The sequence below is a fragment of the Planctomycetota bacterium genome, from assembly GCA_038746835.1.
GTDB lineage: Bacteria > Planctomycetota > Phycisphaerae > Tepidisphaerales > Tepidisphaeraceae > JBCDKH01.
Genome location: JBCDKH010000158.1, coordinates 1 through 8679 on the forward strand (window position 1 = coordinate 1; position 8679 = coordinate 8679).

Genomic DNA, 8679 nt, shown 5'->3' on the forward strand with positions numbered 1-8679 from the left:
CACCGCCCTGGGGGGTTTGTCGCCCTCCGCGGGGGGCCAGCGGCCCGGGGCGCCCGGGGTTGGCCCCAGCGCGGGGCCCGGGGGGGCCGCTGCGCTCTGCCCACGGCTTCAAAATCGATGATTTCCACAAAAAGACTGACGATTTCGCCCTCGTCGAAGGGACCGACACACCCGTCCTAAGTCGACGTCGACGACCACGAGCCCATCAGGACCGCGAGGATGCCCTTCTGGGCGTGGAGGCGATTGTGCGCTTGGCCAAAGGCGACGCAGCGAGGCGAGTCCATGACGTCGGCGGCGATCTCTTCGCCGCGGTGGGCGGGCAGACAGTGCATCACGACGGCCTCGGGCTTGGCCTTGGCCAGCAGGTCCTGCGTGATGCTGTAACCCGCGAACGCCGCGACACGCTGTGCGTGCTCCTCTTCCTGGCCCATGCTGGCCCAGACGTCGGTGTAGAGCACGTCCGCGCCTTCGACGGCCTTGGCCGGATCGGGCTCCAGCGTCAGATCGAGCGCCGGCACCTGCGTGCGAAGCCGCGTGACCTCCTCGTCCGTCAGGCCGAAGCCTCCCGGCGAGCAGGCGACGATCGGCAGGCCCTTGAGGCCGCAGCCGACGACGAGCGAGCGAAGAACGTTGTTCGCGTCGCCGAGGTAGCACACGCGCTTGCCGGTCGCGTTGCCGGAGAAGCAGTCACGAATCGTGAGCAGATCGGTGAGTGCCTGACACGGATGCGCCAGGTCGGACAGGCCGTTGATGACCGGGACGGTCGCGGTGGCAGCGAGGTTGTCGATCGTCTGGTGCCGCTTCACTCGGGCCATGATCACGTCGACCATGCCGCTCAGGACGGCCCCGACGTCGCCGGCGGGCTCACGCGTGTCGAGCCCGATCTCCGCCGGCTGCAGGTTGACCGCGTGCCCGCCGAGCTGGGTCATCGCCACCTCGAAGCTCACCCGCGTCCGCAGGCTCGGCCTCTCGAACACCATGGCCATCGACTGCCCTTCGAGCTGGTGTCTGTGGAAGTCGAGCCCATCCCGCAACCGCCCCGCCACATCGAGCACCTCGAAGACGAAGTCGGTTCCGTAGTCGGAGAGTTGGAGGAGGTGGGAATGCACGGCGAGTAGTTGCTGGTGATTCTGTGACTCGTGAACTGGGGTCAGAGACGTCGGTGCTCGGGAGCAGGCTTCGAGTGCTGGCGGCTTTCAACCAAGTTACGAGTCACCAGTCGACGAGTTCACAGCGTGATCTCCGTCCCGATCCCGTCGGCGGTGTAGATCTCCAGCAGCAACGCGTGGGGTGTTCGACCGTCGATGATGTGGGCTTTTTCGGCTCCGCCGCGAAGGGCTTGGAGGCAGGCGTCGACCTTGGGCAGCATGCCGCCGGCGATGACGCCCTCCTGGATCAGCTCGTCAATGCCGGCGGCAGTGACGGAGCTGATGCGCGTGGCCGGGTCGTCGACGTCGCGGCGAATGCCGTGCGTGTCGCTGACGACGACAAGCTTGTCCGCCCGCATGGCCGCTGCGATGGCACCGGCGGCGGTGTCGGCGTTGACGTTGAGCTTCTGACCGGTGTCGGCATCGATGCCGATCGTGCTGATGACCGGAATCGCGTCGGCCTGGACGAGCAGCTGGAGCATGCGCCGGTTGACGTTCGTCGCCTGCCCGACGTGGCCGAGGTCCTGACCCTCGTCGCCGGTGACGCGCTGGGCGTACAGGACGTTGCTGCCGAGGCTCGTCAGGCCCATCGACTCGCAGCCCTGGCTTCGGATGAAGTGGACGATGAAGGGATTGATCTGCCCGCACAGCACCTGCTCGGCAATGCCCAGCGTCGCGTCGTCGGTGTACCGGCGGCCCTCGACGAAGCGCGGCTCGATGCCGGCCTCGCCCATCGCGGCGTTGATGGCTTTGCCTCCGCCGTGGACGATGACGGGCTGCATGCCGACGTAGTTCATGAAGACGACGTCGGTGAGGAGGCGTGCCAGCGCCGCCTCGTCGTCCATGATCGAGCCGCCGACCTTGACGACGACGGTCTTGTCGTGGAACCGCTGGATATAGCCGAGCGCCTCAAGCAGCACCGCTGCCTTGCTGCTGGCAGCGGCGAGGGGGTCGGAAGATGACGCGTCCGCGGTCAAGCCGAGAGGGTAGACCAGGTTGGCTCCCTCCGTCATCCCGAGCGCAGCCGAGGGACCTCGCAGCGGCTCTGCGACGACGAGCAGACGAGGTCCTTCGACTCGCTGCGCTCGCTCAGGATGACGGAGTTGCGGCACGTCGGTTGATTCGCGGCAAGCGCCTGCCACACTCGTCGTATGCTCAAGCTCAGTGGCTTTGCCGACGAAATCGGACCCGACCTCGACGATCAGATCCGCGTCTGCCGTGAGACGGGCGTGACGCACCTGGAGTTGCGGAGCGTCGGCGGTGAGAACGTGCTGGCGTTCACGCCGGAACGTCGCAAAGAGATCATGGCCAAGCTGAAGGACAACGGCCTGGGCGTCGTCAGCATCGGCAGCCCGTGCGGCAAAAAGCCGGCCACCAATGACGAGGCCTCGCTGCTGGAGATGTTCAAGATCGCCCACGAGGCGGCGGTCGATTTCGAGGCGCCGCTGATCCGCGTCTTCAGCTTCTACCCGCACGGCGGCGAAGGGGCCGGGCCGGTGGAGGCGATCCGCGACAAGGCGATCGAACTGCTGGCCAAGCAGGCCGAGATGCTCGAAGGCAGCGACGTCGTGATGGTCCACGAGAACGAGAAAGGCATCTTCGGCGATACTGGCCAGCGGTGCCTGGACCTCATGCAGAGCGTCGACTCGCCCAAGCTTCGCTCGGCCTTCGACTTCGCCAACTTCGTCCAGGTCGGCGACGACCCGGCGGACAACTGGCCGCTGCTCAAGCCGTACACGGCCCACATTCACATCAAGGACGCCAAAGCCGGCAGCGGCGAGGTCGTGCCGGCTGGCGAGGGTGACGGCTCGATCGGGGCGATCCTGAAGGACGCCTACGCGTCGGGCTACAGGGGCTTTGTCAGCATGGAGCCGCACCTCAAAGTCGCCGGCCACAGCCACGGCGAGACGGGGCCCGAGCTGTGGAAGACGGCCGTCGAGGCACTCCGCAAGGTCTGCCGCGAGCAGGACATCCCGCTGGCGAGCTGAGTCGTTAGGCTTTCCCGATGGCCGGGCGGTACCAGTTTGTCGAAGTCCCACCGCCAGAGGTGTCGTGGGTGGCGCTGGGCCCGAGTGGCCTCGACGACGACGAGGGGCCGAAGGTGCCCAACCGGCACGTCGGCGTGGGCGAGCGCGTGAACCGCGGCGTGGCCGTCCTACCTGGTGGGACTGGAGCCGTGACGGCGCGAACGGACGCGGAAGGTCGGCGCATCTGGACGGTGCCGGTGATGACGGATGACGACGCCGAGCAGTCGGCGACGCCGATTCGCCCGCAGGTCGATCCGTCGACGGTCCGGCCGGAACAGCTTGATGAATGGCTCAAGCGTGTCGCCGACGCTGGCGTCAGGCCGGATCGCGTGAACTGCCCCGATCTCGTCGGCCAACTCGACGCGACGCGTGACAAGCCGATCGAAGCCGTCCTGTGCAGCTGCCTGGAGCCCGACCCGCTCTTGCCGCTGCAGTACGAGTGGGCGGCGTTGCATCCTCGGGCGTTTCGCGATGGGCTTCGCCTGCTGGCGTCGCTGTCGGGCGGGAAGTTCGTCTCCGTCGCGGTTGCAGCGGGCCGGCACAAGCAACTTGGCCGTCTGCTGCGGGACGCCGTCTCCAACGACCGCGTGGCCGAGCCGATCGCGGAGGCACCACGCGAGCCGACGGAGGACGAACAGATCGACGTCGAGCCGGTCGAGGTCGGACGAATCCGCATCGTGCCGGTGCTGAACGCGTATCCGCAGGGCGATCCGGTGCTGCTGACGTCGACGTTGACCGGTCGGCGGCTAAGGCCGGGCGACTTGCCGACGCGTGCGGGCGTGCTGGTCGTCGACGCCGTCGCGGCGGTGGCGATCGGGCAGGTCGTGCGCGGCGCTGGCGTCATCCGTCGTGAACCGATCGGCCTGCGCGATCACCGTCGCGACATCGGCGTGCTGGCGGAGGTCTGGAAGGGCTCGCGTCTGGCGGACGTACTGCTGTTCCTCGGCATGCTGCCAGGCGACCCGGAAAAGCCGGGCGACGACGCGACGCCCAAGTCGATGCCGAAGCTCGTCGCGGGCGACTTCCTGCGAGGGCGAACGATCCGACCCGAGTCGCTTGTCGGTGACGGCGAGTTGCTATTCCACCGGCTGTCGACCTCTGCCGACGATCTGCAGCCGACGCCCGAGCCTTGCATCCGCTGCGGCTGGTGCCTCGACATCTGCCCGACGTCGCTCAATCCGGCGGGTTTGCTGGATGTCGAGGCGGAACGCGGCAAGACGAGGCTTGCTCTCGCCGAGCGCTACGGCGCGGCCGCGTGCATCGGTTGCGGCTTGTGCGACCACGCGTGCCCCAGTGACCTCCCGCTCAAGGACATCGCTTTGAAGCTGCGTGGCGAGTTGCAGATCGCTCACCGCTTCGAGCACGACGAGGAGCACAAGCAACGTCCCATCGCGCGACCACGCGGGGCTCGGACGATCTTCTCCGTCCGCATGCCCGCGCCGAAGAAAAAGCCGAGCGACTAGAGCGTGAACAAGCGCGACAGATCGTTGTACGTGACGAAGATCACGAAGCAGCCCAGCGCTGCGAGACCGACCCAGAGCGCGCCCTCCTGCACGGCGCGGGATGGTGCCCGTCCACGAATCTTCTCCCACAGCAAGAACACCATGTGCCCGCCGTCGAGGATGGGGATGGGCAGGAAGTTCACCACCGCGAGGTTGGCCGACAGCATTGCGAGGAACCAGAGCAGCCAGTCGTAGCCGCGAGCGGCGACGATCGTCCCGAAGTGCAGAATGCCGACCGGACCGCTGAGGTTGCTGGCTGACACCGTGCGGTCGACGGTGACGCGGCGGAGCGTGAGGTAGAGGTTGGCGATCTGGTCGCGTGTCTCGAAGACGCCCCACCACATCGCCTGCAGCGGGTTCCACGTCTCACGCGTGGTCTCGACGTAGTTGCCGGCCTGCGGCGACAGCGCCGACACCGGGCCGGACCAGTCGACCGACGCGACCGCCGTGGTCGCTTCGTCGTCGAACGTGAGCGTTGCCGTCTGTTCACCGGCCGCGGTCGCGATGGTGAAGTCGACTTCGGTGTTGCCCTCCGCCAGCGCGTTGCGCATGAAGCGGCTGATCTCGTACCAGTTCGACACCGCCTCGCCACCGACGGCCACGATCGACGCCTCGGCCCCGTCGCCGACGATCTCGCGAACGCTCTCGACATCCGCCGCGGAGTCTTCGCGAACGGTCGTTGCCAGCCGCGTCGTCTCCAGCGCGTCGGTCAGATTCGCACCGAGTCCGTAGCGGACATTGCCGACCATCCGCGAGAAAAACCCGCCGCCGAGCGGCGTCAGCGGGAGGTCCTTTAGCGTCACCATCTCGCCGTCGCGTAGGACGTCGAACTCCACCTTGCGTCCGCCCGAGCCGGCGCGGTTGAGCCACTCGCCGAGCTCCTCGCGCGTCGGCCGATGCAGCAGGTCGCCGGTCTCGCCGACCCGCAGCGTCAGCAGCACGTCGCCGGGTCGCAGGACGTCCAGCCCTTCGCCCTCGCGACGACCGCCCGGAGCCGCCGGAGAGTCTGTGCCGATCGACAACACCTTCAGCAGCGGCCGAAGTCCGCCGAACTGCAGCGACGCGTCCGGCGTGTCACCGACGGGCGTCAGCAACGGCCAGACCTTCTCGATGCGGTCCATGCCGTCGGACTCGCGGACGACGAGCTTCACCGGCCGACCTTCGTCGCCCGCGCGATCGATCGCCGTCGCGTAGACCGGGTAGTCGCCCGGCTCGACCTCGGCGTTGTCGACCGACACCACCTGCTCGCCGGGCATCACCGCCCACGTGCCCGGCACGAACGTCGGCCTCGCACGCTCGATCGCCTCGGTCGCGTCATCGCTCGCCGGCAACGCCAGACTCGGCATCGGGAGCACGCCCACCTGCAGCATGCCCGTGGCCTCGCCGACTTCTGGCTGGACCTGGAGCGCCTCGACTGAGCCGTCGAGCCGTCGCACTTCCACATCAGCTGACGCGTCGCGTCCGAGCAGCGCGATGCCGAGGCGGATCTTCGAAAAGTCGTGGGCCGGCTTTCCGTCGATCGAGACGATCTCGTCACCCACCTGCAGCCCCGCCGTCTCCGCAGGCGAGCCCGGCTGGACCGAGCCGACACGCGAGGCCGTCGCCGAAAACCCGACAAGGCCCGAGTAAAGCACCGTGAACAGCACCGCCGCGAGGATGACGTTCATCACCACGCCCGCGGAGATGATCACCATCCGCTGGCCGACGGTCTTGGACTGATAGCTGTCGGGCTCGTGCCCGCCGTCCGGCACAGCCAGGTCCTCCTGACCCAGCATTTTCACATAGCCACCCAGCGGCAGCCAGTTCAACCGGTACTCCGTCGGCGAGATGTCCAGGTCCGGCTTCTCCGCGATCCGCTGCTTGTACTCCGGCCCACTCGTCCCGCGACGCAGCCCCAGCCCCTTGCGATAGCTGAAGATCGCATTGCCGAACCCGACAGCGAACTGTTCCACCCGCACGCCCGCCCACTTGGCGGCCAGAAAGTGCCCCAGCTCGTGCCAGAAGATAACGAACCCAAACCCGAAGGCCAGGAGCAGCAGATTGAGAATCGAAGCAACGTCCATGATCGCGTCAGAAGCAGGGTACGCGACAACCACGAGGATGTTGCATTCGGCACCGTCACCCTCACTCCGTCATCCCGAGCGCAGCCGAGGGACCTCGCCTGTTCCCGTGCACGACGTTCAAGCGAGGCCCTTCGACTCGCTTCGCTCGCTCAGGATGACGGAGGTGGCTTCCCGCGCTGCCGCGTCCGCTGCGAGCAGGTCGGAAAGCGACGTCGGTTCATCTGCCGGTGCCAACTCGACGCAGCGCGCCACGGTCTCCGTGATCCCGCCAAACGACAGCTCGCCTGCGAGGAACCGCTCGACCGCAACCTCGTTCGATGCGTTCAGCCATGCCGGCACGACGCCGCCGCGACGCACGGCCTGGCGACACAGGCCAAGTGCGCCGAAACGGCTCTCGTCCGGCGGCTCGAAGTCCAGACGCGTCGCCTGTCGCCAGTCCATCCGGCCGCACACGTCCGGGCCACGCTCCGGATGCGTCAGTGCGTAAGCGATCGGCAACCGCATGTCGACGGCCGAGACGTGGGCGATCGTCGACCCGTCGGCAAACTCGACCATCGAGTGCACCAAGCTCTGCGGATGGACCACCACCTCCACGTCGGTCTCGTCCATCGCGTAGAGGTGGACCGCCTCGATCAGTTCGAAGCCCTTGTTGAACAGCGTCGCCGAGTCGACAGTGATCTTGCCACCCATCGTCCACGTCGGATGTGCGAGTGCCTCTTCAACCGACGCGTTCCGCAGTCGCTCCGCAGGCCAGGCCGACGCATCGCGGAACGGTCCGCCGCTCGCGGTGAGGATGATCCGCCGGACATCTTCCCGCCGGCCGCACGCCATCGCCTGGAAGATGGCCGTGTGTTCCGAGTCGATCGGCACGATCTCCCCGCCAGCCTTGCGCACGCGATCCATGAGCAGCGTCCCGGCGACGACCAAGGACTCCTTGTTCGCCAGGCACAGCCGCTTGCCCGACTCCGCCGCGGCAAACGACGCCTCCAACCCTGCCGCCCCGACGATCGCGTGGACGACGATGTCGACGTCATCGCGACGGGCGATCTCGACCAGCGCATCAGGCCCGTCTTCCGATGTGACCGCCGTCGCTGCCTTCGGCCAGCGACGCGACTGCTCGTGCAGAAGGTCCTTGTTCCGCCCCGCCGTCATCGCGATGACGTCGAAGTCGAAGCCGTTGTGGTTGAGGTGGTCGATCGCGTCGAGGGTCTGCGTGCCGATGCTGCCGGTAGACCCGAGGATGGCGACGCGACGCGGCAAGACGAGCAACGCTACGATCCCCGCCTGCATCCGGCGGCCTGGCGGAATTGGCAGACGCGCTCGATTCAAAATCGAGTTCCGAAAGGAGTGAGGGTTCGAGTCCCTCGGCCGCTATCAGCGTTCACGAAGCAACGAACGCATTGCCCTTGTTGGAGCAGCACCCTCCGTCATCCCGAGCGCAGCCGAGGGACCTCGTCTGGTTCTCAGTAAGAGTTTCAGGCGAGGTCCATCGACTCGCTGCGCTCGCTCAGGATGACGGAAGAGAGGACCAATCCTCACTTGTGCGATTGGTCGTTCGCTACGGTCTTTCATGAGCGAAGCCGATGATCGCCTGCCGCAGCCGTTGACGAATTCGTGGACGCCGGTGTTGCCGCCGTTGGAGTTTGCGGCGTGGACGGAGACGCGGGAGACGCTGCATCTGCTCTGCCAGATCGTTGGCAAGGTCCGCATGGCCCTGACGCCGCGGCGGAATCACTGGTGGCACGTGCCGTTCTATGTGACGCCGCGCGGGCTGACGACGGGAACGCTCTACGCGCCGAACGATCCGCTCCTGTCGCTGGATATCGAGATCGATCTGCTCGAGCCGGGCATTGAGGTCCGAAACAACCGAGGCGGCATGTTCGATGTGGCAGCGCCGCTGGATCAGATGGACTGCAAGTGGATGTTCCGCGAGGTGACC

The 8679-nt window shown here is 67.0% G+C and carries 7 protein-coding genes and 1 tRNA gene; 4 read left to right on the forward strand and 4 right to left on the reverse strand.

Translation table 11 applies throughout. From position 1 onward, the window contains the following. Positions 1 to 176: 176 nt before the first annotated feature. Together argF and argB are read right to left on the reverse strand one after the other, a co-directional pair. On the reverse strand, positions 177 to 1109 hold the full coding sequence (gene argF / locus AAGI46_13350; protein ID MEM1013192.1) for an ornithine carbamoyltransferase: 933 nt from the start codon (positions 1107 to 1109) through the stop codon (positions 177 to 179). A gap of 119 nt (positions 1110 to 1228) precedes the next feature. Further along, on the reverse strand, positions 1229 to 2125 hold the full coding sequence (gene argB, locus AAGI46_13355; GenBank protein ID MEM1013193.1) for an acetylglutamate kinase: 897 nt from the start codon (positions 2123 to 2125) through the stop codon (positions 1229 to 1231). 174 nt (positions 2126 to 2299) lie between these two features. On the opposite strand from argB, the gene AAGI46_13360 reads away from it, so the two are divergent. Together AAGI46_13360 and AAGI46_13365 are read left to right on the forward strand one after the other, a co-directional pair. Beyond that, a complete protein-coding gene (locus tag AAGI46_13360) occupies positions 2300 to 3136 on the forward strand; it encodes a sugar phosphate isomerase/epimerase family protein (protein MEM1013194.1) in 837 nt (278 codons plus the stop codon). A gap of 17 nt (positions 3137 to 3153) precedes the next feature. Beyond that, the gene (locus tag AAGI46_13365; GenBank protein MEM1013195.1) at positions 3154 to 4638 is read left to right on the forward strand and encodes a 4Fe-4S dicluster domain-containing protein; all 1485 of its coding nucleotides are present in this window, start codon (positions 3154 to 3156) and stop codon (positions 4636 to 4638) included. Here AAGI46_13365 and AAGI46_13370 read toward each other — a convergent pair. After that, positions 4635 to 6740: a site-2 protease family protein gene (locus AAGI46_13370; protein MEM1013196.1), complete on the reverse strand. Its 2106-nt coding sequence runs from the start codon at positions 6738 to 6740 to the stop codon at positions 4635 to 4637. The genes AAGI46_13365 and AAGI46_13370 overlap by 4 nt on opposite strands. Before the next feature lie 117 nt (positions 6741 to 6857). Next, positions 6858 to 8000 carry a 1-deoxy-D-xylulose-5-phosphate reductoisomerase gene (gene dxr, locus AAGI46_13375; protein ID MEM1013197.1) on the reverse strand — a complete coding sequence of 381 codons (1143 nt, stop codon included), beginning with the start codon at positions 7998 to 8000 and terminating at the stop codon, positions 6858 to 6860. Positions 8001 to 8032: 32 nt separating this feature from the next. Between dxr and AAGI46_13380 the strand changes: the two genes are divergently transcribed. Further along, a tRNA-Leu gene (locus tag AAGI46_13380) sits at positions 8033 to 8114 on the forward strand. A gap of 196 nt (positions 8115 to 8310) precedes the next feature. Next, positions 8311 to 8679 (forward strand): DUF5996 family protein (locus tag AAGI46_13385; GenBank protein MEM1013198.1); only part of this gene is annotated, 369 nt, incomplete at its 3' end.

What these genes read in the sequence shown, in the direction of transcription:
- AAGI46_13360 (MEM1013194.1), top strand. Translation starts at nt 2,300, where the DNA reads ATGCTCAAGCTCAGTGGCTTTGCCGACGAAATCGGACCCGACCTCGAC.
- AAGI46_13365 (MEM1013195.1), top strand. Translation starts at nt 3,154, where the DNA reads ATGGCCGGGCGGTACCAGTTTGTCGAAGTCCCACCGCCAGAGGTGTCG.
- AAGI46_13370 (MEM1013196.1), bottom strand. Translation starts at nt 6,740, where the DNA reads ATGGACGTTGCTTCGATTCTCAATCTGCTGCTCCTGGCCTTCGGGTTT.